This window comes from Paenibacillus sp. NFR01, from assembly GCF_900111565.1.
GTDB lineage: Bacteria > Bacillota > Bacilli > Paenibacillales > Paenibacillaceae > Paenibacillus_AQ.
In genome coordinates, this window is sequence record NZ_FOIK01000001.1 from 1,030,044 (window position 1) to 1,054,134 (window position 24,091).

25 protein-coding genes are annotated in these 24,091 nt (G+C 51.0%); 17 read left to right on the forward strand and 8 right to left on the reverse strand.

Annotated features, from left to right (window positions below):
- The first annotated feature begins 162 nt into the window (after positions 1-162).
- A complete protein-coding gene (locus tag BMW84_RS04625) occupies positions 163-3,459 on the forward strand; it encodes a chitinase N-terminal domain-containing protein (RefSeq protein ID WP_091064981.1) in 3,297 nt (1,098 codons plus the stop codon).
- Between the two features lie 70 nt (positions 3,460-3,529).
- On the opposite strand, the gene BMW84_RS04630 is transcribed toward BMW84_RS04625, so the two are convergent.
- Positions 3,530-4,414, reverse strand: coding sequence for an SDR family NAD(P)-dependent oxidoreductase (locus BMW84_RS04630; protein ID WP_091064984.1), 885 nt, complete (start codon positions 4,412-4,414; stop codon positions 3,530-3,532).
- A 110-nt stretch (positions 4,415-4,524) separates the two neighbouring features.
- Between BMW84_RS04630 and BMW84_RS04635 the strand changes: the two genes are divergently transcribed.
- The 9 genes from BMW84_RS04635 to BMW84_RS04675 all read left to right on the forward strand — a co-directional run bounded on the left by BMW84_RS04635 (position 4,525) and on the right by BMW84_RS04675 (position 10,836).
- Positions 4,525-4,983: a MarR family winged helix-turn-helix transcriptional regulator gene (locus BMW84_RS04635; protein WP_091064985.1), complete on the forward strand. Its 459-nt coding sequence runs from the start codon at positions 4,525-4,527 to the stop codon at positions 4,981-4,983.
- Positions 4,984-5,074: 91 nt separating this feature from the next.
- Positions 5,075-5,809, forward strand: a complete 735-nt coding sequence (locus BMW84_RS04640) for a YheC/YheD family protein (protein WP_091064988.1) — start codon at positions 5,075-5,077, stop codon at positions 5,807-5,809.
- A 123-nt stretch (positions 5,810-5,932) separates the two neighbouring features.
- Entirely contained in the window at positions 5,933-6,463 is a 531-nt protein-coding gene (pssA, locus tag BMW84_RS04645) for a CDP-diacylglycerol--serine O-phosphatidyltransferase (RefSeq protein ID WP_091064991.1), read from the forward strand.
- A complete protein-coding gene (locus BMW84_RS04650; RefSeq protein WP_091064993.1) occupies positions 6,463-6,951 on the forward strand; it encodes a DedA family protein in 489 nt (162 codons plus the stop codon). The genes pssA and BMW84_RS04650 overlap by 1 nt, the downstream gene beginning before the upstream one ends.
- A 41-nt stretch (positions 6,952-6,992) precedes the next feature.
- On the forward strand, positions 6,993-7,673 hold the full coding sequence (locus BMW84_RS04655) for a response regulator transcription factor (RefSeq protein ID WP_091064996.1): 681 nt from the start codon (positions 6,993-6,995) through the stop codon (positions 7,671-7,673).
- On the forward strand, positions 7,670-9,448 hold the full coding sequence (locus BMW84_RS04660) for a sensor histidine kinase (RefSeq protein ID WP_091064997.1): 1,779 nt from the start codon (positions 7,670-7,672) through the stop codon (positions 9,446-9,448). Before BMW84_RS04655 ends, BMW84_RS04660 begins: the two co-directional genes overlap by 4 nt.
- Before the next feature lie 229 nt (positions 9,449-9,677).
- Positions 9,678-10,076: a cysteine hydrolase family protein gene (locus BMW84_RS04665; protein ID WP_254772861.1), complete on the forward strand. Its 399-nt coding sequence runs from the start codon at positions 9,678-9,680 to the stop codon at positions 10,074-10,076.
- Between the two features lie 4 nt (positions 10,077-10,080).
- Complete coding sequence (locus tag BMW84_RS04670; RefSeq protein ID WP_091064999.1) at positions 10,081-10,422, forward strand: DUF1801 domain-containing protein; 342 nt, start codon at positions 10,081-10,083, stop codon at positions 10,420-10,422.
- A gap of 63 nt (positions 10,423-10,485) precedes the next feature.
- Positions 10,486-10,836, forward strand: coding sequence for a YciI family protein (locus BMW84_RS04675; RefSeq protein ID WP_091065000.1), 351 nt, complete (start codon positions 10,486-10,488; stop codon positions 10,834-10,836).
- Here BMW84_RS04675 and BMW84_RS04680 read toward each other — a convergent pair.
- A complete protein-coding gene (locus tag BMW84_RS04680; protein ID WP_254772862.1) occupies positions 10,833-11,630 on the reverse strand; it encodes a helix-turn-helix domain-containing protein in 798 nt (265 codons plus the stop codon). The two genes, BMW84_RS04675 and BMW84_RS04680, sit on opposite strands and share 4 nt — an antisense overlap.
- 137 nt (positions 11,631-11,767) lie before the next feature.
- Here BMW84_RS04680 and BMW84_RS04685 point away from each other — a divergent pair, with 137 nt between their 5' ends.
- Together BMW84_RS04685 and BMW84_RS04690 are read left to right on the forward strand one after the other, a co-directional pair.
- A complete protein-coding gene (locus BMW84_RS04685) occupies positions 11,768-13,537 on the forward strand; it encodes a glycoside hydrolase family 2 protein (protein WP_091065002.1) in 1,770 nt (589 codons plus the stop codon).
- A gap of 70 nt (positions 13,538-13,607) precedes the next feature.
- The gene (locus BMW84_RS04690; RefSeq protein WP_091065005.1) at positions 13,608-14,276 is read left to right on the forward strand and encodes a hypothetical protein; all 669 of its coding nucleotides are present in this window, start codon (positions 13,608-13,610) and stop codon (positions 14,274-14,276) included.
- Between the two features lie 78 nt (positions 14,277-14,354).
- Here BMW84_RS04690 and BMW84_RS04695 read toward each other — a convergent pair whose 3' ends face one another.
- Complete coding sequence (locus BMW84_RS04695) at positions 14,355-15,161, reverse strand: class I SAM-dependent methyltransferase (protein WP_091065007.1); 807 nt, start codon at positions 15,159-15,161, stop codon at positions 14,355-14,357.
- Positions 15,162-15,324: 163 nt separating this feature from the next.
- Here BMW84_RS04695 and BMW84_RS04700 point away from each other — a divergent pair, with 163 nt between their 5' ends.
- The gene (locus tag BMW84_RS04700) at positions 15,325-15,837 is read left to right on the forward strand and encodes a DUF421 domain-containing protein (RefSeq protein WP_175498674.1); all 513 of its coding nucleotides are present in this window, start codon (positions 15,325-15,327) and stop codon (positions 15,835-15,837) included.
- Positions 15,838-15,854: 17 nt separating this feature from the next.
- Here the strand turns inward: BMW84_RS04700 and BMW84_RS04705 are convergent, their stop codons facing one another.
- Entirely contained in the window at positions 15,855-16,961 is a 1,107-nt protein-coding gene (locus BMW84_RS04705; protein WP_091065011.1) for a GerAB/ArcD/ProY family transporter, read from the reverse strand.
- Positions 16,962-17,125: 164 nt separating this feature from the next.
- On the opposite strand from BMW84_RS04705, the gene BMW84_RS04710 reads away from it, so the two are divergent.
- From BMW84_RS04710 to BMW84_RS04720, 3 genes are read left to right on the forward strand one after another with little or no spacing between them, the layout of a single operon-like run.
- Positions 17,126-18,634 (forward strand): spore germination protein, encoded by a 1,509-nt coding sequence (locus BMW84_RS04710; protein WP_254772863.1) that lies wholly within the window; start codon positions 17,126-17,128, stop codon positions 18,632-18,634.
- Positions 18,635-18,636: 2 nt separating this feature from the next.
- Positions 18,637-19,860, forward strand: coding sequence for a Ger(x)C family spore germination protein (locus BMW84_RS04715; RefSeq protein ID WP_091065017.1), 1,224 nt, complete (start codon positions 18,637-18,639; stop codon positions 19,858-19,860).
- A 5-nt stretch (positions 19,861-19,865) separates the two neighbouring features.
- On the forward strand, positions 19,866-20,099 hold the full coding sequence (locus tag BMW84_RS04720; RefSeq protein WP_091065019.1) for a hypothetical protein: 234 nt from the start codon (positions 19,866-19,868) through the stop codon (positions 20,097-20,099).
- An 85-nt stretch (positions 20,100-20,184) separates the two neighbouring features.
- Here the strand turns inward: BMW84_RS04720 and BMW84_RS04725 are convergent, their stop codons facing one another.
- The 4 genes from BMW84_RS04725 to BMW84_RS04740 form a co-directional block, all read right to left on the reverse strand.
- Positions 20,185-20,568, reverse strand: a complete 384-nt coding sequence (locus tag BMW84_RS04725; RefSeq protein WP_091068060.1) for a winged helix-turn-helix transcriptional regulator — start codon at positions 20,566-20,568, stop codon at positions 20,185-20,187.
- 73 nt (positions 20,569-20,641) lie between these two features.
- Positions 20,642-21,199, reverse strand: coding sequence for a 6-phospho-3-hexuloisomerase (hxlB, locus tag BMW84_RS04730; protein WP_091065021.1), 558 nt, complete (start codon positions 21,197-21,199; stop codon positions 20,642-20,644).
- Positions 21,200-21,203: 4 nt separating this feature from the next.
- Entirely contained in the window at positions 21,204-21,836 is a 633-nt protein-coding gene (gene hxlA, locus BMW84_RS04735) for a 3-hexulose-6-phosphate synthase (RefSeq protein ID WP_091065023.1), read from the reverse strand.
- Positions 21,837-22,037: 201 nt separating this feature from the next.
- On the reverse strand, positions 22,038-22,856 hold the full coding sequence (locus BMW84_RS04740) for a DUF2935 domain-containing protein (RefSeq protein WP_091065025.1): 819 nt from the start codon (positions 22,854-22,856) through the stop codon (positions 22,038-22,040).
- A gap of 205 nt (positions 22,857-23,061) precedes the next feature.
- On the opposite strand from BMW84_RS04740, the gene BMW84_RS04745 reads away from it, so the two are divergent.
- The gene (locus BMW84_RS04745) at positions 23,062-24,084 is read left to right on the forward strand and encodes an AraC family transcriptional regulator (protein ID WP_091065027.1); all 1,023 of its coding nucleotides are present in this window, start codon (positions 23,062-23,064) and stop codon (positions 24,082-24,084) included.
- Positions 24,085-24,091 lie beyond the last annotated feature (7 nt).

The following is a 24,091-nucleotide window of genomic DNA, read 5'->3' on the forward strand; positions in this document are numbered from 1 at the left end:
CTATTAACCAGTATCTTCCTATTTAATAGGACTTTAGGTTTATTTTACAGCCGTTTACATAAAACGATGTTTTTCTTAATTCTTTCGAGATAGGATAATAGACAACAAGCAGGTGGGGAATTCTGGCAAGGCCTGCCGATCTATCTCTGAAGGAGGAAGGGTATGAAGAGGAAGCATTCCGTTTGGAAAAAGAAGCTGATGAACGGCACGATGGCGGCGGCAGTAGCCGTACCGCTGCAGTTGTTCGCATTAGGTGCCGGCTCGGCGGTATTCGCCGAAGGCCCGGCCGATCCCGCGCCGTACATTGAAGCGAAAGTGGTCAATGAACACGCGGGCCAGAAAATTTTGTTCGACAACACCCATGAGCAAACCGCCGGCGCGGCAGACTGGGTAATCGACGGCGCTTTTTCCGACTTTGGCAATGCGCTTGCACAAGAAGGTTATTACGTCAAAGAACTTCGCAAAACGACGCCGATTACGTTAAGCGATCTTTCCGGCTATGACGTCTTCATTGTGGCCGAATCCAACGTGCCCTATAAAGCCAGCGAACAGCAGGCCATGGCAGATTATGTGGAGAATGGCGGAAGCATCTTCTTCATCGGCGATCATTACAACGCGGACCGCAACAAAAACCGCTGGGACGGTTCCGAAGTATTCAACGGTTACCGCCGCGGCGCATGGGATAATCCAGCTAAAGGCATGAGCACCGAGGAAGCCGCTTCCAGCGCCATGCAGGGCGTTGTCAGCTCCGACTGGCTCGCAGACGAGTTCGGCGTCCGGTTCCGTTATAATGCCCTTGGGGACATCAACGCGAGCAACATTGTCGCTCCAAGCCAGGCCTTCGGTATTACAACGGGAGTTTCAGCTGTAGCGATGCATGCAGGCTCCACATTGGCCATTCTGGACCCGACGCGGGCAAAAGGCATTGTCTACCTGCCCCAAACCAACGAAGCGTGGGCTAATGCGGTTGACCAGGGCGTTTACAACGGCGGCGGCGTAGCCGAAGGCCCTTTTGTGGCAGTTGCGAAAAAGGGCGCCGGCAAGGCGGCGTTTATTGGCGACTCCTCGCCTGTAGAGGATGCAACGCCGAAATATCTTCGCGAGGACACCGGCGCCAAGAAAACGACCTACGACGGCTTTAAGGAAGTCGACGACGGCAAACTGCTGGTGAACACCGTGGACTGGCTGGCGGAGCAGGAGAGCTATACGGACTTCACCCAGGTCAGTGGATTGACGCTGGATCAGCCGACGGCACTGCTGTCCTTCGAAGATCCGGCGTTGTCCACTGAGCCGCAGCCGGAACCATGGGCTGAACCGAACGCCGGCTACAAATGGTATGACCGAAGCACGTTCAAGGCCGGCTCCTACGGCGGTCCGGCAGCGACCGCAGCCGCAGCATACAATTTTACGCATCAGGCGGTGCTGCCGAATGCGCAGGACTTCCAAATCCGTGTGAGCGCAGATAACCTTCCTTCAGGGACTACCGTTTCCGGCTTCCAGGTCGGCATCTACCAGGTAAGCGGCGGTGCGCAAATCGCCAAGATTCAGAACAGCGACGGCACCTGGCCGGCCAGCTACGGCTACAGCACCTCTTTTAGCTTGACTGCCGACATCAAGGGCCACGCTTACAAGGATCTAACTGTCCGGATCAAGCCGGATACGACGGCTGCATCCAACCTGCGGCTGCGCCAGAACAGCACCAACTTGAAGACCGAGTCGGTAACGCTGGGCAATGTGCCTGCAGAACCGCTCCCGGCGGAGGAAGATCCGATTCCGGCGGTAACCTCGATCGGCGAAGCCCGAGCGAAAGCACCGGGAACACTGGTCACCCTCGAGGGAACCGTGACGACTGAACCGGGCATCTTCGGCGGCCAGACGTTTTATTTGCAGGACCAGACCGGCGGGATTTATGTATACCAGACGCAGAGCGGGTTCCATGCCGGCGATACCATAAAAGTGACAGCACCGACCGCGCTGTACAACACGGAGCTTGAGCTGTCCGATGTCGTGAAGATTGAGAAAACCGGCACAGCAGCGCTGCCGCAGCCGATCGTCACAACTGCGGTCAACGCCGCCAACCAAGGGCAACTGCTCAAGCTGGACGGTGTAACGGTAACCAACATCATCAATGCTACGCCAAGCGGCTCCTTTGAAATGGACGGCGTAAATGCTGACGGAAAAAGCACTCATATCCGCGTAGATGTCCGTACAGGGGTTACGAAGGACAGTTTCCCTTACAAGGAAGGACAAAAGCTGAATATTACAGGGATTTCCGCCATTTTTAAAGACGTTTATCAGCTCAAACCAAGAAGCCTCGGGGACTTCGCACTTGTTCAAGAAGAAAAAGCGCCGGTGACAACGGCATCGTTGTCCGCCGAACCTAACGCTGCAGGCTGGCTGAATCAGCCGGTCACCGTTACGCTGAAGGCCGACCCGGATACCGCCACCGTCTATTACGCGCTGAACGGCAGTGCGGATAAAGTGTACAGCGCGCCTGTGGCGCTGATCGAAGATGGCCACCATTCGCTGGCATACCATGCAGTATCCACGAAAGGCAAGAGTGAAGAAGTCAAGACGCTGGGCATGAACATCGACACGGCTCCGCCGACTGCCGAATTGAAGGAATCGGGTCATGCGGTCGGCGATGTGGAGGAGGGCGCGTTGCTTCAATTCGAATTAACCGCCACGGATGCCCTGTCCGGCATTGCTTCCAAGCAGCTCCAGCTCGACAGTAAAGCGATAGCCGATGGACAGGCGATAAACGCCGCCGATCTGGGCGCCGGACCGCACACGGTTAAATATGTTGTAACGGATGCCGCAGGCAATGCTGCGGAGAAGAGCTATTCCTTCCAGGTGACGAGCGGTACAGTATTGGCAACGGACAAGCCGGGTCAACCGGTGCTGTCCTCGAACAGCGGGTACAGCACAGGACTCAGCGACGGCAATTATACCGTTACCATGAATCTCTGGTGGGGCAATAACGGCTCCAGCTACAAGCTCTATGAGAACGGTGTGCTGATCGACAGCAAATCACTCAAAGATGGTTCTCCTTCGGCCCAGACCGCAAGCACTGAGCTCCGCGGCAAACCGAACGGAACGTATGTCTACACCGCAGAGCTGACCAACAAATACGGCACGACCAAGAGCAGCGCGCTCACCGTCACCATCCGCGATGCTGCTCCGGGCAAGCCGGTATTGTCCCATGACAACTGGGACGGAGACGGTGCCTACAAGGTGACCATGAACCTGTGGTGGGGCACCAATTCTACCGAGTATCGCCTGTATGAAAACGGGCAGCTGATCGACACGCAAGCATTGAAGGCCGGGACACCTGCGGCACAAAGCGCAGCGACATCCATCAGCGGCCGCGCAACAGGCGTATACGAATATAAAGCCGAGTTGGTTAATGCTGCAGGGGTAACCGTTAGCGATACGATCAAGGTCACCGTTAGCCGGTAAGCAATTAAACGTAAAGAAGCAGCCTCTTAAACGGCTGCTTCTTTTTTCGTTGATCTCAAGGAAAGTCTAGTCAGTATCCGTGCAGGGAAGGAACGGATTCTTTTAAAAGCTCATCGGTACACTCCCACAGCCGTTTTTGCATGGCGATATCTCCTCCCGGAGGCACAGGAGTTATGGCTTTGCCGGTCCCGACATTAAAATATCCGCCCGAAAGATTTTGATATTCCGGCTCAACGATCAATTTCACAATAATATCTGTGCCCCTACGCGGATCGCCGATCCGGAGCGTCTTTAATATCCGCTCAAGGACACCTGCAAACCGGAGCTCCCTTCCTAAACCTGTCACATTAAAGCCTGGATTGAGCGCATTGGCTGTGATCCCAGTTCCTGCCCAGCGCCTTGCAAGTTCAGCGGTGAACATGATATTCAGCAGCTTTGTTTTTCCATAGATCAAAGATGACCCGCGGGACGTAAACGGTGTAGTATCCGTAAGATCGTCCGGTAATTTCAGCACTCCGTGGCGGCGAGAAGCTTCGGAAGCGACATTGACCACCCTGGCATGCCCGGCATTCAGCAGTGAAGGACGCAGCATGTGGGTTAGAAGCCAAGGCGCCAGATAATTGACGGCTATCATTTCCGGAAATCTCTCCTTTGTTACCCGGGGCGTAAATGCGTGAATTCCTGCATTGTTGAGCAGGACGTCGATTTGGGGCACGCTAGTGGCAATATCGTTTCCGATGCGGGCGACATCCTTCATGAGCGATAGATCTCCATAGAAGAATTCAATATTTGCCGAGGGTGCAGCCTCCATAATCCGTGCTTTCGCCGCTTCCGCTCGCGCTCGGCTTCTTGCCGTCAAAATGAGGTTAAAGTTGCGTTTTCCCAACTCAATGGCTGAAAGCAACCCGAGTCCGCTTGTGGCGCCTGTAATTACAACGGTTCCTTTTCTTGACATTATGTTGTCTCCTTCATAAAATATAATTGACTTATATCCACTATATTTATTTAATTGATATATGTCAATCAATAGAATGAATGTACGCTCTACAGAAAGGTGAACCTGAGATGGACAATCCCCCGAGAAATAAACCAAGACAAAGCTTAGAGGCTGAATTAGGCGAGCAGTTAAACGCCTTGCTCAGCGCAGCCCATGCGCTTAATGTAAGAAGTGCCGCCCAATTCGATTCCTCCTTACAGCCTGCGGCCTTTCACCTGGTAAGGTGGCTCTATTCGTATGGTCCAACCAATGCAGCTACGCTGGCGGCTTCCACGGCAATGGACCGGAGTTCCGTCACGCGTCTCGTAAAGCAGCTCCAAGCCTTGGATTATGTGACACGGGAAGTCTCCCCCAAGGATGGCAGGGAGATCTTATTGACTCTTACCGAGACCGGGCAGCAGCGGATGAAGCATGCGCTTGCAGAAAAAGAGTCGGCGTATTATGAGCGCCTCTCCAGCTGGACAGATACCGAGCTTAATGAGTTTATCCGAATGCTAAGGCATTTTAACGGATTTAGCAAAAGGTAATTCGCTGGCATGTGCGGCTGCCTATCAACTTTCATCGGTAGGGGAATAGATTAAGTTGTAATCATCCCGTTACTAATGGAAGGGGAAGACCATGACCCGTTATGTAGGCAGCAAATGGAGAAAAACATCAGCTATTCTCAAAAATTCTTATTTAGCCGCTCACGTCCCAGAGACGCTGAGAATGACGAAAGTTTCATTGTTGAACAGCCTGAACCGCTATGAAATGGTCTATGTAAAGCCGGAACACGGTTCCTACGGAAATGGCGTGATGCGGGTAGAGCGCCTGCCGGACGGGTACCGGTATCAGAGCGGAGAGAAAATTCATCAGTTTAAAGAGTACGGTCCTTTATATCGCTCCATCGTTAAGCAAACGAAGGGGAAACGTTATCTCGTGCAAAAAGGCATTCATCTGCTTAAACATCAGGGAAGACGATTCGATCTGCGAGTGATGGTGCAATTCTCTCCAAACCGGACATGGGAGACAACAGGCATTATTGGAAGAGTTGCCGCCAAGCATAAAATCGTAACCAATTATCACAATGGCGGCAGAATCGTTTCTGCATCTACACTGCTGCGGGAGCATACCAGCGATCTGAACGGAAAGCTTCGTGAGCTGGAAAAGCTCGGCGTGAAAGCGGGGCTGGCCATGCAGAAAGCATTCCCCGGCGTGTATGTCATCGGGCTTGATGTCGCGATGGATAAAAAATTGCATCCATGGATTCTTGAAGTGAATACGAGTCCGGACCCTTACATTTTCAGAAAACATCCAGACGGCACATTATTCAAGAAGATTATGCGGTACGCAAAAGCTTATCCGAAGAAATAAACATATAGGTTTGACCAAAAAAGCACGAATGGGGAGAAGAGACCCAAGGTGCTTTTTTGATCTTCCGGGACACACAAAAAACACAAGCCCACTCTATACTCCCCTTATGAGGAGTGAAGGGAAATGACTAAAATAATACCGTCCGCGTTGACGCTGGCTAATCTGCTGTTCGGCTTTCTGGCAATTTTGTTTACCTTTAAATTTGAGCTTCTTCCAGTCATCCTGCTGATTCTGCTTGGAATGCTTTGCGATTTCTTCGACGGCTATTGTGCAAGAAAGCTGAACGCCGCTTCCGAAATGGGCAAGGAGCTGGATTCGCTGGCCGATCTAGTCACCTTCTGTATTGCGCCTGCCGCCCTGGTATACGTGGTTTCGCTGCACGAGATTCGCATATTCGGAGCCGTCTGTTGTTTAGCCTATGTCTGCTGCGGCGCCCTCCGGCTCGCTCGCTTCAATGCCGCCCAAAGCCATCTGTCCGGATTTGTCGGCATGCCGACGCCGTTAGCGGCTATAATGGTATTGGCGATAACTGCACTGCTTCCACCGCTGGGTTCCGGCATCGGCTTGCTTGTCATCGGAATGCTGATGGTGAGCCGGTTTTCTTTTCCAAGCCTGAAAAAGCTTAAAGCCGAAGTTCCGGCGGAGGAATATTAATGGAAACCGCGCTGCAATTTCTGTCGGATTACGGTTATTTGGCGATTTATGGATTCTTGACTCTGGGGATCGTAGGGTTGCCCGTACCGGACGAGCTATTGATGGCTGGAGTCGGCTACTTGACCGCAGTCGGAACAATGAAATTATCCTATGCTTTGCTGATCAGCTTTTCGGGCGCCTTAAGCGGAATGATGCTCAGCTATCTGATCGGACACAAAGCCGGCCGGCCCTTGCTTAACCGTTACGGCAAATGGATCGGATTCAAGGCGCCCAGGATCGGCAAAATGGAGGTTTGGATGAATAAATACGGACCTCTGTCCATTATCTTCGGGTATTTTATTCCTGGCTTCCGGCATGTCACCTGCTACCTGTGCGGAATGAGCCGGATGCCGCTGCGTAAGTATAGCTTGTTCGCCGCAATCGGCGCTATGGTGTGGTGCCTGACTTTTATCATGGCGGGCAAACTATTGGGTCATGCCGGCCATTAAAGCAGATTCTTATGATCTATTATTAGGAAGGAAGCGGTTTTTTGGCAAAAAAGGTGCTCATTGTTGAAGACGAACAACGAATCCGGGAGTTGATCTCGGATTATTTCCATGCGCAGGATTGGATGGTCTGCCAAGCTGCCAACGGCAATGAAGGCATGTTTGCTTTCGAGACCGAGATTCCCGATCTCATCATTCTGGATCTGATGATGCCGGAGATGGACGGCTGGGAACTGTGCCGCAAGATCCGACAGCGCTCAGGGGTGCCAATCATTATTCTTACTGCTGTGTCCGGCGATGAACGCCAGATTGAGGGGTATGAACTGGGAGCCGACGACTATGTGACCAAACCGTTTAGCCCCAAAGTATTGGTCTCAAAAGCGGAGGTGCTGATGCGCAGGGTGAACGGCCATATGACGCCTGACGCACATATTCTTATCGGCTTAGGCATCCAATTGAATACCCGCAGCTATAAGCTGGAGAGCAAGGAAGAAGCAATTGACCTGACGCCAAAGGAATACGATATTTTGCAGCTGCTGCTTCGAAACCGGGGAATCGTGATGCCTCGCGAGACGATCCTGAATTACATCTGGGGAGCGGAATATGACGGTGACGGACGGGTTGTCGACACACATATCAAGAAGCTGAGAAACAAAATGGGGCCGGCTTCGGACTGCATCCGCACCATCTTCGGCATCGGTTATACTTATGAGGAGAAGCGATGAAGCGGGCCGGCATTACTGCCAAGCTTTTTATTGCCACGGCGGCATTTTTTATCCTGTTCTATGTCATTGTGCTGATCGCTCAAGTGCTGGTCTTTCCGCAATTTTACGAACACCGGAAGATGGCCAAGCTGGAGCGCGAAGCCAAACAGCTGGCTTCGATCTATCAGAACAGCCCGGAGAAACTCCGGACGCCGGATGCCGCGGTGATGCGGCAGCTGCGACGCCAGGATGTCAATTTTGTGCTGACCGATTTTAACGGGAGTACGGTAGCGAACGATCCGTTCCGCATGCGGCTGACACGTCCGGACCAGGAAGCTCTGGAGGTGTCGCTGTTTTACGTTTTTCTGGCTGACCGGCCGGATTTTGAGCGGTTAAAGCTTGCGGCTGGCGATCAGGTGACGTTGTACGGGGAATACGGGGAAGGACGGGACCGTGATATCTTTCATCCTTATTATATTGCCAAAGACAGCGGGAGCAACTTGAAGGGGCAGGTTGCCGGGGAAAAAGGTGCCGAGAACGAGTACGATGCGGTAAAAGGTACGATCGACACTGTCAGCATGCCGGATTTGAACAAGCTGGGACGGCGTCTGGGGCTGCTTTTTCTGGCTCTGGACGAATTTTTTCCATTATCCGAGTCGAATACGAGCCACTTGAGCAAGATGGAACCGGTCGAATTCGAGTGGATCGATTCCTTCGGAGGCAACCGCAGCGCCATCCGCATTCAGCCGGTGCACAGTCCTAGCGGTGAAATTGAACTGCTACTGCTTGTAACCTCTTTGCAGGAGATTAAAGAGACAAACAGCGCGCTTCGCCTGTTTTACGCGTATTTGGGAGCCGGCGGGCTAGTACTGATTGTGCTGCTCTCCAGTATGTATTCTCGTCTGGTGACGCGTCCGTTGCTGCTGCTGAACCAAAGGGCCGAGCGAATGAAGAGATTGGATTTTTCCGGAGAAAAACCGCTGCAGCGCAAGGATGAGCTTGGCAATCTCTCTAACACGCTATTTGAACTCTCAAGCAAGCTGGATCGAACGCTGGAGGAGCTAAACGCGGCCAACGGCCAGCTGAAGAAAGAGATTGAGCAGAACAAGGAGCTGGAACAGCTGCAGAAAGACTTTTTCGCCAATGCTTCCCACGAGTTAAAAACGCCGCTGAGCATCGTGCGAGGCTTCGCAGAAGGGATGCAGGACGGCATCAGCGCTGGACGGCAGGAGCACTATATCGGCGTGATTATCGAGGAGAGCGAAAAAATGGAGCGGCTAGTCCAGGATATGCTGGAGCTGCTGCGCCTGGACTCCCCCGCCTTGAAGCTGTACCGGTCGCCGGTGCTCCTCAGTGAATTGACCGAAGATGTGCTTCAGCGGCTGACGTACCGGATGCGGGAGAAAGGGCTTACCGCCAATATAGAGTGCAGCGATGAACGGGAGGTATCGGTGGATGCCATAAAGATGGAGCAAGTCGTGCTGAATCTGCTGACCAACGCGATTCGTTATGCCGAACCCGGAAGCGCCATTGAGATCGCCATCCATGGCACCGGCAGCAGCTGCATGTATTCCGTGCACAACAAGGGCGAAAGCATCCCGGAGCCTTACCTGAAACGAATCTGGGAACGATTCTTCCGCGTGGAGGCGGCCAGGGATCGTCAGAGCGGGGGGACGGGACTGGGGCTTGCCATTGTCAAACGGATCCTGGAGCTGCATGACTGCGAATATAAAGTAGAGAATCAGGACGGAGGCGTGATATTTACGCTGACCTTCCGCGTCGCCCCACTAGAATAGGCTTAGCTTTACGACTATGGTATGATTTAGGAGGGACTCCGCCAGAATGCCCATTTGCGGATTCTAAGCCGTAAAACCAGGCAACGGAAATAACCTGATATAGAAACGGAGCGATGGCAAAGTGAAAGTTGCATTATTAATCATTGATATGCAGTCTGTACATCTTGGCGATTTGAGCCAATCCCTTATTAATTAAAGCTGCGAATATATTAACTATGTGGCTTCCGTTTTGCGTACCCATGATCAGGTCGTCGTTCATGTCAGCGATATTGAAGGAATGGATGAATCGAATCAGAAGGATTATGTTACTATTCCTGAAATTGAAGTTTTGCCGCGGGACAAGCAATTGAGCAAAGAGCATTCTAACGCGTTTTGGAATACGGAACTGGAGCAGCTTCTACGGGAGCAGGGTGTTGAGCTCGTGATCCTCTCCGGCTTTGCGGTGGAACATTGTGTTACATTCACCTATAATGGAGCCTCTGAGAGAGGGTTTAAGCCCGTGCTTTTGCAAAACGGAATCATGAGCCGGCACAGCGATGCCGTAGCTGCAGCTTACCGGGACCGGAATGTGATTTCTTACCCGGTGGTGGGGTACTTGGTGAATAAAGAATTAAACAGAGGAGAATAAAACTATGAGTCCAGAGGTTACGGAATATATCGGGTCCTTGAAGGAAGATTGGCAAAGCCGGCTGTGCACCGACCTTCGTGAGCTTGTCTTTTCGGTTATCCCTGAGGCCCAGGAGCGGATGCAGTATAAAAAACCGCATTATTTGAGTAACGGCAAATATGCCGCTGTTATTTCAACATCCAAAGATGCGGTGAGCTTCACAATCTTTAATGCTGCAGCCGTAGTGTTTCCTGAAGGCTTCGAGGGTCCGCCGGAACGCAAAACGATCAAGTTGCGAAAAGGACAGGAGTGGAGCAAGGAATTACTGATGACCTTGTTAAGCCAAGCTTCCTCGACCCTGGAATAGAGTATATATCTGAATTGCCGCCTGGTTTGGCGGCTTTTTTACTAAAACGGAGGAGGAACATTTATGCTATTCATGCTGATTGTCAAAGCCTCATCGATTTCGGAAGCCGGACATCTCCCGAGCCCGGAGCTCAGAGCTGCCATGGATCAATACAACGTGGACCTGGAGAAGGCAGGCGTGCGCGTAATGGCTAAAGGGCTACATCCCAGCTCAAACGGGCTGCGCTTATCTTTTCCGGAGCCGGGCGGAGAGCCGGTCGTTACCGAAGGTCCATTCACGGAATCAAGGGAACTGATCGCCGGGTTTATTCTGATTGACGTGAATTCGCGGGAAGAAGCCGTCGAGTGGGCGATGCGGATGCCGGACCCGCAGGGACATGGAGAAGGACAGATCGAACTGCGCCAAGTGTTTTAAAGGGTTCGGGCGTCATCCGTATGCCCTCTATACTCGCTGGGCGTTAGACCCGTAAACTTTTTGAATTGCCGCATAAAATGCACATCGTTCTCATAACCGCACATGCCGGATATCCGGGTAATGGTATAGGAAGTGCTCTTCAGTAAATAGGAGGCATACCCCAGCCGGTTAAGGATGATGTCGCTTACGACCGCTATGCCGAAGATCTGTTTGTACATATGCTGAAAATAAGAGCGGCTCATGTTCATTGTGTCCGCCAAATGCTCAACCGTATGCCAAACCGCCGGGGAACTGAACATTTCATTTCTCAGATGAAGGAAATCGTCATAGTATTTGCTGATGGGATGGCGCGACTCCACATGATTGCGGATGTCGCTAAGCTTCATGAACAGGCAGCGGATTGTCTGGTCGATAATCTCCTCCCGAAAGCTGCCGTTCTGCAGATTCTCCCAGTGAAGCTCATTAACTTTTCTGGAAATATAGAAAGGATCATAGGCTCGGATTAATGTATCCAGCGGAAGCTTTAACCTTTCAAAAAAAGCATCAGCATCCTCCATCTCAAAGTGAAACCAGTCATGGACCAGCGGCCATTCGGCATCCCGGTAATAATACGGGGTGTTTTTTTTATAAATTATAAAAGTATTCGGTTCAACCGGTCCGGCTGTGGAGCGAATTCGCGACTCCATCCGGCTTCTGAAAAATACAAAGACGTAATCTCCGGACCCGACCGGGCGGTCGACGGTAAAGCCTTCCGGATGAATCACGTTATACCCGCAACGATTTAGATGGATCATTCCACTTCGCTCCTAGATCGGATAATAGATCAGTTCATTGACAGGATAAATCATTTTCTTTCGCTGAACAAGTTAGTATTCTGTGATAAGAAATGCAGAGAATGCTTCAGTAAGCAAAGAGAGAGGAAGGGGTTAACGTGACCTCAGCAACGACTAGATTTTATAAGAAAAATTACCCGAGGCCCCAATTTGTGCGCAGCGAGTGGCTGGATCTGAACGGGGAGTGGGATTTTATTTTCGATGATGCCGGTATCGGTGCCAAGGAGCGCTGGATGGACACTTTCCCGGCGGCACAAAAGATCATTGTTCCGTTCACTTATGAAACACGGGCGAGCGGGATCGGCGAGGAGAAGTTCCATCCGCTGGTCTGGTATCGACGGACGCTGACGCTTTCGCCGGAGACCGCAGAGAAACGCACCTTCCTGCATTTCGAAGGCGTTGATTATCATGCCTCTTGTTGGGTGAACGGCAAATTCGCGGGCGAGCATGAAGGTGCGTATGCCCGGTTTTCCTTTGACATCACGGACCTGCTTCATCGCAGCGGAGAGAACATAATCACGGTGAGGGTACAAGACAGCGACAGCTGTATGCAGCCCCGGGGGAAGCAGCGCTGGGCGGGCCGGAATCATGACGGGTTTTATGATCAGACCACCGGCATTTGGAAAAACGTCTGGATCGAGCATGTCCATGCCACGCGTGTGGACACGGTGAAAATGACGCCGGACATCGACCGGCAGATGATCCGGTTTGATTTTCGCTTCAGCGGTACGGACGGCAAAAGAGATCTGTTCCTCGAAACCGAAATATCGTTCCAAGGCGAGAGGATTAGGAAGTTCAGCCTTTCCGTGGACAGCCCATGGTTGACGGCGGAAATCGGGATAATGAACGGCATCAACGGGCCATGGCTGCAGAACTTGTGGTCGCCGGGCAACCCGAACCTGTTCGACGTGGAATTTGTGCTATACGAGGGCGAACGGGAGATCGACCGCGTCGGCTCTTATTTCGGCATGCGCAAAATCTCAATCAAAGAAGGTCAAATTCTGCTCAATAATATCCCTCTCTACCAAAGGCTGATTCTGGATCAGGGCTACTGGCGCGAAACCCATCTTACGCCTCCGTCCGAAGAAGCACTGATCGAAGATATCGAAGCAATCGCGTCGATGGGCTACAACGGGCTGCGCAAGCATATGAAAATAGAAGACGCCCGGTTCCTGTATTGGTGCGATGTCAAGGGCATGCTGGTATGGTCCGAAATGGCAGCAGCTTACGAATATAGCGATGAGGCCGTGGAGCGTTTTTCCAAGGAATGGCTTGAAGTGGTGCGGCAACAGTATAATCATCCCTGTATTATCACATGGGTACCCTTCAACGAATCATGGGGTATTCAGAATATTATCCATGACGTCCGGCAGCAGCAGTTTACGGTAAGCCTCTATCATTTGACCAAAGCATTGGATCCGTATCGTCCGGTCATCACCAATGACGGCTGGGAGCATACGGTATCGGATATTTTGACATTGCATGACTATACGGGGCAGGGCGAACAGCTGTATGTAACCTACAGGGAGAAAGACTCGATTACAGGCAGCAGAGGGACGTATAACGAATGGAAATACGCATTTGCCGAAGGTTACAGTTATCAGGGCCAGCCGATAATCATCAGCGAATATGGCGGAATTGCATTCAAGAGCGAGCAAGGTTGGGGATACGGCGATCCGGTAGAACACGAGGAGGCCTTTCTAGAGCGGTTTGGCAGCTTGACCGGGGCGATAAAAGCAATTCCGTTCATAACCGGTTACTGTTATACGCAGCTTACGGACGTCCAGCATGAGATGAATGGGCTGCTGACCGAAGACCGCAAACCCAAAGTGACGCCGGACAAAATCCGTGACATCAACCTGAAGTAGGGCAATGAGGTTTGGAATTGGTCGTTGACCCGCTTTTTGGGTATAAAAAGGTATCCGGAGGAGGAGGTCCATGATGAAAAAAACGATGCAAACCACAGCAGCAAGCATACTCTTATCCGCTTCGATTCTCGGTGCATGCAGCAACAACGAAACGGCAAATGTGACTGAATCTGCGGCGGTTAAAAGCCCGGCGGCTACTTCAGCCCCTGAAGCAACGGTGATCCCTGAGGCAACGGTAACCCCTGAAGCCACTGAAAGCAGCGATCCGCAGGCTGCAGGCCGGCCCGAGACGAAGGCGTTCGGAGAACAGGAGGGCGGGGTAGCCGGACAGAAAGGCACGCTTGCTCGAGGGGAAGGATTTACGCTGTATCTGTTTAATGGCTTCGGCCTGGATGCAAAAAAAGGGCGCGTATCGCTTATGGCAGCCCCCGATTACTATGCTGACATTGAACCGTTGCCTTCCGGCTACGATCTTGCCGCCCTGAAACAACAAGGCGAAACGGAATTGTCCGCAAGCGGAACGCCTAAAGACTACAGCGGGGAACTGGTTGAGCATCCCCTTGGCTTCGCGGAATTATATCTTCAGGTAAGCGGAGAGAACGGGTCGGAGGACTATATTGTATGGAAAAACCAGGCAGGCGACGCCTATCTGTTCCGAATCCATAATCCAAAAAGCGAGGATTCCAGTGGCTTCTCCCCGTGGGCCATGGTTTCGCTGTCCACGGTTGAAGCAGAATAGGCAAGCCGCGATGATCACCAAAAAGCCCCCGAGATGAGGGGCTTTTTGGTGTCTGGGCAGAATCGAACGGATAAAGAGTTATATTTTTCTGGCTTTAATTACAAACGTGACAGGAAGCATCCGGGCTTTCTTGGCAAAATCGCCATTATGGGATATCATCAGATCCTCGTCTGACTCTTCAACCATCTGTTCAATAACGAATCCCGCTTTAGAAAGCGAGTTTACATAGGTGGACATTTTACGGTCGGATAGGGTTAACGTATGATCGCCAAGCGAGACCGAATACCAGGATTCATCGAAATAGCATTTTTTAAAGACAAGACTTCCATCTTCTGCAGCGACGCATTTATGGATCGGGTGAGACCAGCTGAAGATAAAGGCGCCGTCTTTTTTTAGATAAGAAGCGATTTGGCGGAACGTTCCTTCTAGGTCAGTCGTCCAGCCTATCGCATATACCGAATACACAAAGTCAAAATAATCCTCGGGCAGACCGCATTTCTCCTCCATCGGAGAACAGATTAAATTTGCGGGATAACCGCGCTCCCCCAAATACTGCCTAGTCTTCTCGATTTGGTTCTCCGAGATATCCATCCCCCATAGTTCGGATGCGCCCCGGTCCCCCAGATATTGCAGAGAATGGCCGCCGCCGCAGCCGATCTCCAGCAGTTTTTTTCCACGAACATCGCCAAAAAGCTGACACTTTTCTTCAGAGACAAACGCTCCATACTTTGGAAGGCATGTCTCTCCCAGAAGTTCCGCTCCCTTTGTATCCCAGAATAAGCTATTTGTCTTATGAATATCATTCGTATCCATGTCGACAGTAACGGCAACGCCCACCTCGCCGGCGCCTATGACGTTTGTTCTCTGTACGGAATTCTCACTCATTCGGACACGCTCCTCAAAAGTAAAGTTGTACCGTTCAAATGTACAGGAACATGTCCCCTTTTTCTGTGAACGAACGCACGTTCTGATCTTGGGAGTGAATTTAGGTTGAGTTGGGAAAGTTAGAAAGACGAGCATGTATTACCTTAAGGAGGTTATTTGTCGTATGGATTTAAGCTGGCATATCGTCTGGAAAAGCGCGTTTCTGGTCTTAATGGGCATTTTGTTGCTGCGTTTATCCGGCAGAAAGTCGATCGCCCAAATGAATGTGGCAACGACGGTGATCATGATTTCTATAGGCGAGTTAATTGCGCAAGGAATTATTGAAAAATCCGTCTGGCGCGCCATTGTCGCGGTTGCGTTGTTCCTTGCCGTGCTGGTTATTCTAGAATTCGCAGAAATCCGCTCTCTCAAAATTCAAAAATTAATTACAGGTGAGGGCGTTATTGTGATCCGTGAGGGACAACTGGATATGCAGGCTCTACGGAAGCTCCGAATTACGGTAAAACAAATGGAAATGCGTCTTCGTCAGCTAGGCATAACCAATATAAACGATATCAAGCAGGGCGTTATTGAAACCAACGGCGAGCTTGGCTATGAGCTTGTAGAGGCGGCCAAACCGGTAACTAAAGGCGATCTGGAGATGATACTAAACCAGTTGGGAGCCAAAATGAAATAAGCTTAGCGGGAGCCGACTCAGATTTGGTAACCGAAAAACTTTTTCCGGATCTGATATACAACCAGTAAAATCAGCGGCAGCACGATAGCGTACGTAAAATCCCAGTCTACCCAGTAGACCGGGATATCTTTTGAATAGAAAATAATATCCTTGGCGATCAGCTGCGAGCAGCCATAGAGCAGAAAGGCGACCGGGAAGATCAGCGGCCGGTAGCTTTTTAATCCCAGTAGCTGAGCGGAGCCCAGGATAAAAGCATAGAAATACAGAACAGTTTTGAAATACGTACTGATGATCCACGTCGTCGCCATCAATGCCTCCAGCCGCTGGAGAAAGTTGGCGACGTTGATTTTTTGGGCCAAAACATAAGCCGAAAAGAAATTATGCTCGGAGAAGTAGACCCCCAGCACGGTCAGTGACAGGAATAACATCAGATTAAGTACAATTGCTCCGGCCACAATGGCGAAAAACATATCACGACTGGTGGAGCTCTGTTTGCGGGCATAGGGAGAAATCATCATAAATATGCACATTTCTCCAAATGGGTAGCATACTCCGTACATAATCGCATGCAGCATATCGGGAGTTGGAGTATTCATGATCGGATACAGTCGCTCCATACGGACTTGCGGCATCAGCAGAATAAATAGGCACACGAGAAAGAATACGAATAGGGGAAAGAAAATCTGTGATGCCCTCCCAAGGGTCTCAAGGCCCAGACGCAATCCGTATACCATCAAGAACAGGAACATTGCCCGAATAATCCCGCCAGGTGTACCCTCGTAAATTTGCGTACACATGAAATCCTCGGCTTCCCGGATATATGTTGATGCTGCAATCAGGAAGAAAAATAGATAATAAAGCGCCACTACTCCCCCGAGCCATTTTCCCAGTACCATCTGACTGAGCTCGACCAAATTTTTGTCGGGGCTGATATTGCCGGCTGTGACCATCAGAAAAATCGTGCCTGCCCCCAGCGGAATGCTGATCAGGCCGGCTATCCAGGCATCCTGATGCGCAGCTGCGGTCATGGCTGCGGGATAGACCAGGGCCATCTCCCCGATATATGTAAACAATCCGAGCGTAATCATCTGCGGCGTGCTGATCCGGTCTTTCTCCAGGCTCATAAGAGAATCCTCCACATCTGCTGTAAGCGTAATTCTGCATGATTGCGATTGGTCATAGTTTGGCTTACTTTGGCAAATTTATGTTAAACCGGAGGAACAGTCCCAAGGAATATTTATCTTGAACTGTACCAAACTATGGACAAATGGTGAAGGAGGGGGATACGTTGAACTACGCCGATCAAGAACAATTATCCAAGCAACTGGACGACAATATTGAACAACTGCAGCGGATGCTGGGGGCAAGCACCGACCTGATCATCAGAGAACTTCGGCTCGGCGAGAAGACGAGGCTTGCTGTTTTTTACATAGACGGGCTAATCAATACGCAGGTGCTTCATCATTCGATTTTGTTTTCGCTTCAGGATAATAAGGTCCCGGAAATGCTGCAGGCTCTTGATCCGGAGCAGGTGGTAGAAGAGCTAAAAACCCGTATCCTGTTGGCCGGCGATCTGAAAATCATGCGCCAACCGGGAGGATTTGTCCATGAACTGCTGTCCGGATGTGTCATGCTGATGGTGGATGGAGCTGCAGCGGCGCTGCGGATCGGGCTGCCCGGCTGGGAGGACCGGGCCGTAAGTGAGCCGAACTCGCAGTCTGTGGTACGCGGTCCGATGGAGGGCTTCACGGAGAATCTGCGGACGAATACGGCGCTGATCCGCCGCAAGATTAAAGACAGCCACCTGTGGCTGGAGACTCTTCAAATCGGCCGGGTTACCCAGACCAGCGTATCGCTTATGTATCTCAGAAATATCGCCAACCCTGAGCTTGTGGATGAGGTGAAGCGGCGCCTGAACAAGATTGATACCGACAGCATCCTGGAGAGCGGTTATATTGAAGAATTTATTCAGGACACCGCGCGGACACCGTTTCCTATCATCTATAACAGCGACCGTCCGGATACAATTGCCGCCGGCATTCTTGAGGGGAAAGTGGCGGTTCTGATCGACGGGACGCCATTTGTGCTGCTTGCTCCAGCGGTGTTTGTTGCGTTTTTTCAATCGGCCGAGGATTATTATCAGCGGGCGGATATTTCGACCCTGCTGCGGTTCATCCGCTTTCTGGCTTTTTTTATTACGCTTCTGGCTCCTGCCTTTTATGTAGCCATAACGACCTACCATCAGGAGATGATTCCCACGAACCTGGTCATCAGTCTGGCTGCACAGCGGGAATCCGTTCCTTTTCCGGCCTTCATCGAGGCGCTCCTGATGGAATTGACCTATGAAATTTTACGGGAAGCGGGTGTGCGGATTCCGAAGAATGTCGGACAGGCGATCTCGATCGTCGGTACGCTGGTTATCGGTCAGGCGGCCGTTCAGGCCGGCTTCATCTCATCGGCAATGGTCATTATTGTCTCGATTACCGCGATTTCAAGCTTTGTGATTCCGGAATCGGGAATGGCCATTGCCGCCCGGATAATCCGGTTTGCCTTCATCGGGCTGGCGGGGTTCATCGGGCTCTACGGCATTCTGTGCGGGATGTTTATCGTGGTGCTGCATTTAGCAAGCTTGCGTTCCTTCGGAGTTCCCTATACGAGCCCGCTCGGACCGTATCAGGCGGAGGATATCAAGGATACATTATTCAGGTTTCCGTGGCCGTCCTTGCGCACCCGGCCGGAGGAGAACCGGACTCGAAATCTGCACCGTCAGCCTGCATCCAAGCGGGAGAAGTCATAACTATGCAGTCCAGATTACGTAAAACCGTTATATCCATGCTCCTGTTGCTCTTTCTGCCGATGCTGCTGAGCGGCTGCTGGGAGAGAAGAGAGTTAAATGAGCTGGCCTTTGTTCTGGCTCTGGGACTGGACAAAGCTGAAGCTGGTTATAAAGTAACGATGCAGGTTGTAATACCATCCTCGATGGCATCCCAAACCTCCGGTGGCGCAGGCGGTAGCGGCGTGCCTGTCATTTCCTATAGCTTCCCGGTCGCGACCGTCTATGAATCACTGCGGAAGTTTAATCTGACCAGTTCGCGTTCCAGCTATCTGGGCCATATCCGCGTGCTTGTCATCGGTGAAGCCCTCGCCCGGGAGGGGGTTGCCGATACCCTGGATGTACTTAAGCGGAGCCGGGAACCGCGTATGGATTTTTACGTGATGGTCGCGCGCAACAATACGGCTGAGAACGTGCTGAACGTGCTGACCCCGCTGGATAAGCTTCCGGCAAGCAAACTGTTCAATGCCCTGGACAAATCCTATAAAGTATCAGCAAAGACTGTAGCTGTCACCTTGGACAAATTCATTGAAGACTTGCTGTATAAAGGTAAAGATCCAATATTAACCGGCATAGAGATCCAGGGAGATGCGCAGAAGGGCGGGGAGAAAAGCAATACGGAACGAACGAGCCCGAATGCGAGATTGCGTTATGAAAGCGTGGCCGTGTTCAAAAAAGATAAAATGATCGGCTGGCTGGATGATACGGAGGCCATCGGGTGTAACTACATCAATAATAATGTCACCAAAAACACAGGCATAGTCAAAGGTGAGGATGGAAAATGGATTGTCATTGAAGCCCTAACGACGACTACCCGACGGAAGGTGAAATTTATTGATGGAGAGCCACATATTTTTCTCGAGGTTAAGGCTATTAGCAATGTCGAGGAAATACAAGGAACAGACCGGCTGGATACAGAAAAGATCGTCCGAAAACTGGAGGAGAAGGCGGAGGCAAGGATCATCGGCCGGATGGAGCAGGCGATCGAGCAGGTTAACAAGCGCTACAATGTCGATATTTTTGGCTTCGGCCAATCGATCTACCGGGCCAATCCCAAAGCCTGGGCCAGACTTCAGGAGCGAAAAGGCGATGACTATCTCAAAACGCTGCCGGTCCATATAACGGCTGATGTGACCATCAACCGGGTCGGTACGATCGATAACTCGTTTATAGACCAAATCGAGGAGTGAACCCCATGCTGCTGGTACTCTTTTGTCTGGCAATCGCAGCTGTCTGTATGGCTAAAGACCTGCCTTCGCTCAAGGGACGCCGCAAGGGCCGGGACCGCTTGTTTACGATGTTGTTCTGGCATGCCGGTATTGGCTCAACCATCTGCGCCTTGCTCCGCGTGAACCTTCCAAGCCCGCTGCTGCTGGTTATCATGATTTATAAGCCATTCAATGACCTGGTTACCTCATGGTATCAGTGATCAACGAAAAAGGATCAAGCCCTTTCCGCTCAGGATAGCAGGGGCTTGATCCTTTATTAAAACTATGTTTATGTCGTATCGTCTACTACAGGGCAGTCTCCCGGCAAGCCGGTTCGTTTTTCCAGACGACTTGTTCGCCGTAATCTTTGCCCCAGTTGTACATCATTTTCAGGACAGGCACGAGACTTTCGCCATGCGCCGTCAACGTATATTCGACCCGGGGCGGAACTTCAGGATATACTTTTCGCGAGACGAGCTGATCTTCTTCCAATTCGCGCAGCTGATTGGTCAGCATTTTTTGCGTGATATGGGGAATCAATTTTTTGAGCTCGCTGAACCGCTTCGTTCCTTCCAGTCCGAGATGCCACAGTATAATTAGCTTCCATTTGCCGCCGATGACGGCCAGCGTTAATTCTTTCTCGCAATTAATCTTCGTCAAATCGATCCGGTCTTTGATTTCGTTCACCATCATCATCCTCTCCTCCAACAGTATACCACACGTTACAGTACCCATTTTATGGGAAAGGGAAGGGAATGGCAGGCTATTCCAAATTGGCGTGTCTTTCATACATGGTGGCGGTGTCCTGACCTGTGAGCTCCATCATTCGGAGGATAACTGCATCATAAAAGATCAATAGGGTCTGTTCGAACAAAGACGCCATGGGCTGGATGGTTGAATGACCGCCGTCCTGCTGATCTTTAGGCGTTCCCGGCAGCTTGACCAGGGTATCCGCTAACTTCCCGATCATTGACTCCGGAGCGGTTGTGACTGCAATGACGGACGCCCCCAGACTTTTAGCTTTTTGGACTACCGGAATCAAGCTTTTTGTTTCGCCTGAGCCTGTCCCGATCATTAGAACATCGTCTTTGCCGATGCTGGGAGTTACCGTATCCCCGACGACATAAGCATTCACTCCGAGCTGCATTAGCCGCATGGCGAACGTCCGTCCCATTAAACCCGATCTTCCTGCGCCGGCGACAAACACTTTATGTTTCTGCAAAATGGCATCGGCGAAGGTTTCGGCTTCCGGTTCGGCGATCTGTTCAACGGATCTCCCCAGTTCCTCAAGGATTTCTGCGGCATATTTCATCATGTTCATGCGGTTACGCCTGGTTAACCAATCGTTTCATCTCAGCTGCAGTGGCCTTCTGATCTTCTTGACCGGTAATGCCGCCGCCGACAATAATCAGATCCGGTTGGGCCGCGATCACTTCCGGCAGCGTATTCAGCTTAATGCCGCCGGCAACCGCCGTCTTTGCGTGTTTGACTACGCGTTTGATTGCCGCAAGCTCCTCAAAGGAGTTTTTTCCTGCAGCCTGATGGTCGTAACCGGAGTGGACGCAAATGTAGTCAACCCCAAGTATATCGATTTCTTTGGCTCTGCCTTCGATATCCTTGACATTGATCATGTCGACCATGATTTTTTTATTCTGCTTTCTTGCTTCCTCGACGGCTCCCCGAATGGTCAGATCGTCCGAGACGCCCAGAACGGTAATAATATCCGCGCCGGCTTCGGATGCTTTCATGACCTCATAGCCACCCGCGTCCATAATTTTGAGGTCTGCCAAAACGCGCAGAGACGGGAACGCCTCTTTTATCTCCTTCACGGCTCTCAAGCCTTCGTTAATGACGACCGGCGTGCCGATTTCCACAATATCGATATATTCTGCGACTTCCTTAACCACTTGTTTCGCTCCAGGAATGTCTACAAGATCCAGTGCCAGTTGAAGTTCCATAAGATGATCTCTCCTTCGAATATGTGAGTTGTTGTTCGACAGGACCTATTGTAGGATCTTAATTTCTTTTTCGGAAGTAGGCACTTTCACGTGCGGTAGTTACCTGGAGGATACCGGCTCCACAATAAATTCATCAAACTCGTCAATTTTAGCCATAAAAAAACTGGCTCCCGATCGCGTATCGGGGCCAGTTCTTGAGCTCTAAAACAAGATCTCTCTTTTGTTCACTTTCATGCCGGACAACGATTGATCAAACATATCGAGAATGAACAAAAATCGCTCGGCTTCCCGGAACACATGATCGGCCAAAAGAGGATGAATGATGCTTTTAATACGGCATTCTTCAATTAAATCGCGCGCGGTTTTCTTGAAATCACGTAACGCCTTTACAGACACGCGATTCTCATCCACAAATTGGCTCAACAGCGGCTCAGTTTGCGATTCGGGTCTCATGGAACTTAAATCGATCGCCTGGAACATTAGTGTATCAAAGTCATGACTAAACTCTCTTGCTTGCTCGACCAGCTTCCGTTCAGACGGATCCAGCAGATGACCAATAAACTTCGCATGATCTGCCATGATCCGCAGGAAAAATACATTCTCATCGATAATCGCATCCGGTAAAGGTTCCAATCTTCCGCTATTGAGCTCGTCTAGACGGTTACTGAAATATCTTGCTTCCCGGCTGACATGGTCAACAAGCAATGGGAAATTATTGCCCCCGGGGAGCTTGCACTGCAGAATCAGCCCGAGAACCTTTCGCTTAAATGCCCATATGTGGGTAGCCGCATTATACACTTCCGCATTGAATTGTCTGATGGTCTGAGGGTCTGCATTCTCTTGAAACGTATGAGCCCTTCGCTCAATATCTTCGAAAATCGCATAAAACTGATTGGCTTCATTAATCAATTGAGTGTCCTCGCACCTGAATCCCAGCCGGAGAAAGAGAGAATGCTCTTTCATGATGCGTGACCAAAAACGGATTTCTTCCAATGACCGCGTAACAAAGGGATCAGACAAACTTATCACTCCATTCCAATAATCTTAACAACAGAGTGTATTCAAAAGGCCTGTTTCAATATGATACCCTTTCAATATTATGCTGCTTATCTTTTTTTCGAAGAGTGGCGTACTCCGCCGGTTGATTGTCATGCTCTGCTAGTTACATTTCGGAAGCTTAAAGGTATCATAATACCCGTAAGTCAGCAGAAGGAGGTGCACATGAATGACAACCCCATCCTTTGACCGTATCAAAATGCCGCCGGGGTTCTGGGAAGGTGTGCGTCAATTGGGAATTGCCCCGCATGATATCGTCCGCAAAGCTGGACTGCCGCTCACCATTATTGCGGAATCGGCTGTTACCACCGCCCAATATTATGCAATCTGGCAGGCATACTCCGACTTGGCAGGGGATACCGCCCAAGGAATCATCAAGCTCGCAACGGTCTATGAAACCACGAAATACCCGCCAACGGTCATGGCCACCTATCATGCCCGCGATTTTCGCGATGCCCTGCACCGGATGGTCCGATATAAACAGCTATGTCCTCCGGAAAGCTTGAATATGATCGAAGAAGGAGAGGCATGCACCATCGAACTGGAATGGCTCGTGAACGATCATTCCTGCCCGCCGCTGCTGGTTGGCATCACGCTGGCATTCCTGCTTGAATTGGGACGGCGGGGTACAGGTCAGCATCTGACAGCCTGCGCCGTAGAATTTACGCAGCCGATGGGGGATGCCCATGCGCTTGAATCTTACTTTGGCTGCAGCATCCGGGTTAATGCCGAACGCAACCGGCTGACGCTGCAGCGAAAGGATTTGGATCGTCCGTTTCTCACCTATAATGAGGAATTGCTTGAGATTCTGACACCTGCTCTGGACCGCACTCTGCAAGAGCATCAAGAAAACCGCTCCGTGCCGGAGATGGTCAAATGGATCATGAAACGCAGCTTCAGCGGCGGACGTCCCGATGTACGGACGGTTGCCAAGGAATTGGGCATGAGTGAACGTACGCTGCAGCGCCGGTTAACCGATGAGAGCACAAGCTTCATTGATTTGCTCACCCAAGCGAGGCATGAACAGGCACTTTTCTATTTGGCGGACGTATCGCTCGATATCAAGGAAGTGGCATTCCTGATCGGATTTGAGGACCATAATTCGTTTTATCGCGCATTCCGGGCGTGGGAAGGCGATACGCCTGCCCATTGGCGCAGCGAACATGCGGAGGCAAAAACAAGTATTCATTAATCAACGA

Bases quoted from the DNA above. Each gene is read 5' to 3' on its own strand.
- BMW84_RS04635 (WP_091064985.1), top strand. From the start codon at position 4,525: ATGGACAATCCCCCGAGAAATAAACCAAGACAAAGCTTAGAGGCTGAA.
- BMW84_RS04715 (WP_091065017.1), top strand. From the start codon at position 18,637: ATGCAGTCCAGATTACGTAAAACCGTTATATCCATGCTCCTGTTGCTC.
- BMW84_RS04675 (WP_091065000.1), top strand. From the start codon at position 10,486: ATGCTATTCATGCTGATTGTCAAAGCCTCATCGATTTCGGAAGCCGGA.
- BMW84_RS04630 (WP_091064984.1), bottom strand. From the start codon at position 4,414: ATGTCAAGAAAAGGAACCGTTGTAATTACAGGCGCCACAAGCGGACTC.
- BMW84_RS04705 (WP_091065011.1), bottom strand. From the start codon at position 16,961: ATGAGCCTGGAGAAAGACCGGATCAGCACGCCGCAGATGATTACGCTC.
- BMW84_RS04700 (WP_175498674.1), top strand. From the start codon at position 15,325: ATGGATTTAAGCTGGCATATCGTCTGGAAAAGCGCGTTTCTGGTCTTA.
- BMW84_RS04640 (WP_091064988.1), top strand. From the start codon at position 5,075: ATGACCCGTTATGTAGGCAGCAAATGGAGAAAAACATCAGCTATTCTC.
- BMW84_RS04670 (WP_091064999.1), top strand. From the start codon at position 10,081: ATGAGTCCAGAGGTTACGGAATATATCGGGTCCTTGAAGGAAGATTGG.
- BMW84_RS04720 (WP_091065019.1), top strand. From the start codon at position 19,866: ATGCTGCTGGTACTCTTTTGTCTGGCAATCGCAGCTGTCTGTATGGCT.
- BMW84_RS04690 (WP_091065005.1), top strand. From the start codon at position 13,608: ATGATGAAAAAAACGATGCAAACCACAGCAGCAAGCATACTCTTATCC.
- BMW84_RS04725 (WP_091068060.1), bottom strand. From the start codon at position 20,568: ATGGTGAACGAAATCAAAGACCGGATCGATTTGACGAAGATTAATTGC.
- BMW84_RS04680 (WP_254772862.1), bottom strand. From the start codon at position 11,630: ATGATCCATCTAAATCGTTGCGGGTATAACGTGATTCATCCGGAAGGC.
- BMW84_RS04625 (WP_091064981.1), top strand. From the start codon at position 163: ATGAAGAGGAAGCATTCCGTTTGGAAAAAGAAGCTGATGAACGGCACG.
- BMW84_RS04745 (WP_091065027.1), top strand. From the start codon at position 23,062: ATGACAACCCCATCCTTTGACCGTATCAAAATGCCGCCGGGGTTCTGG.
- BMW84_RS04650 (WP_091064993.1), top strand. From the start codon at position 6,463: ATGGAAACCGCGCTGCAATTTCTGTCGGATTACGGTTATTTGGCGATT.
- pssA (WP_091064991.1), top strand. From the start codon at position 5,933: ATGACTAAAATAATACCGTCCGCGTTGACGCTGGCTAATCTGCTGTTC.
- BMW84_RS04695 (WP_091065007.1), bottom strand. From the start codon at position 15,161: ATGAGTGAGAATTCCGTACAGAGAACAAACGTCATAGGCGCCGGCGAG.
- hxlA (WP_091065023.1), bottom strand. From the start codon at position 21,836: ATGGAACTTCAACTGGCACTGGATCTTGTAGACATTCCTGGAGCGAAA.
- BMW84_RS04660 (WP_091064997.1), top strand. From the start codon at position 7,670: ATGAAGCGGGCCGGCATTACTGCCAAGCTTTTTATTGCCACGGCGGCA.
- hxlB (WP_091065021.1), bottom strand. From the start codon at position 21,199: ATGAACATGATGAAATATGCCGCAGAAATCCTTGAGGAACTGGGGAGA.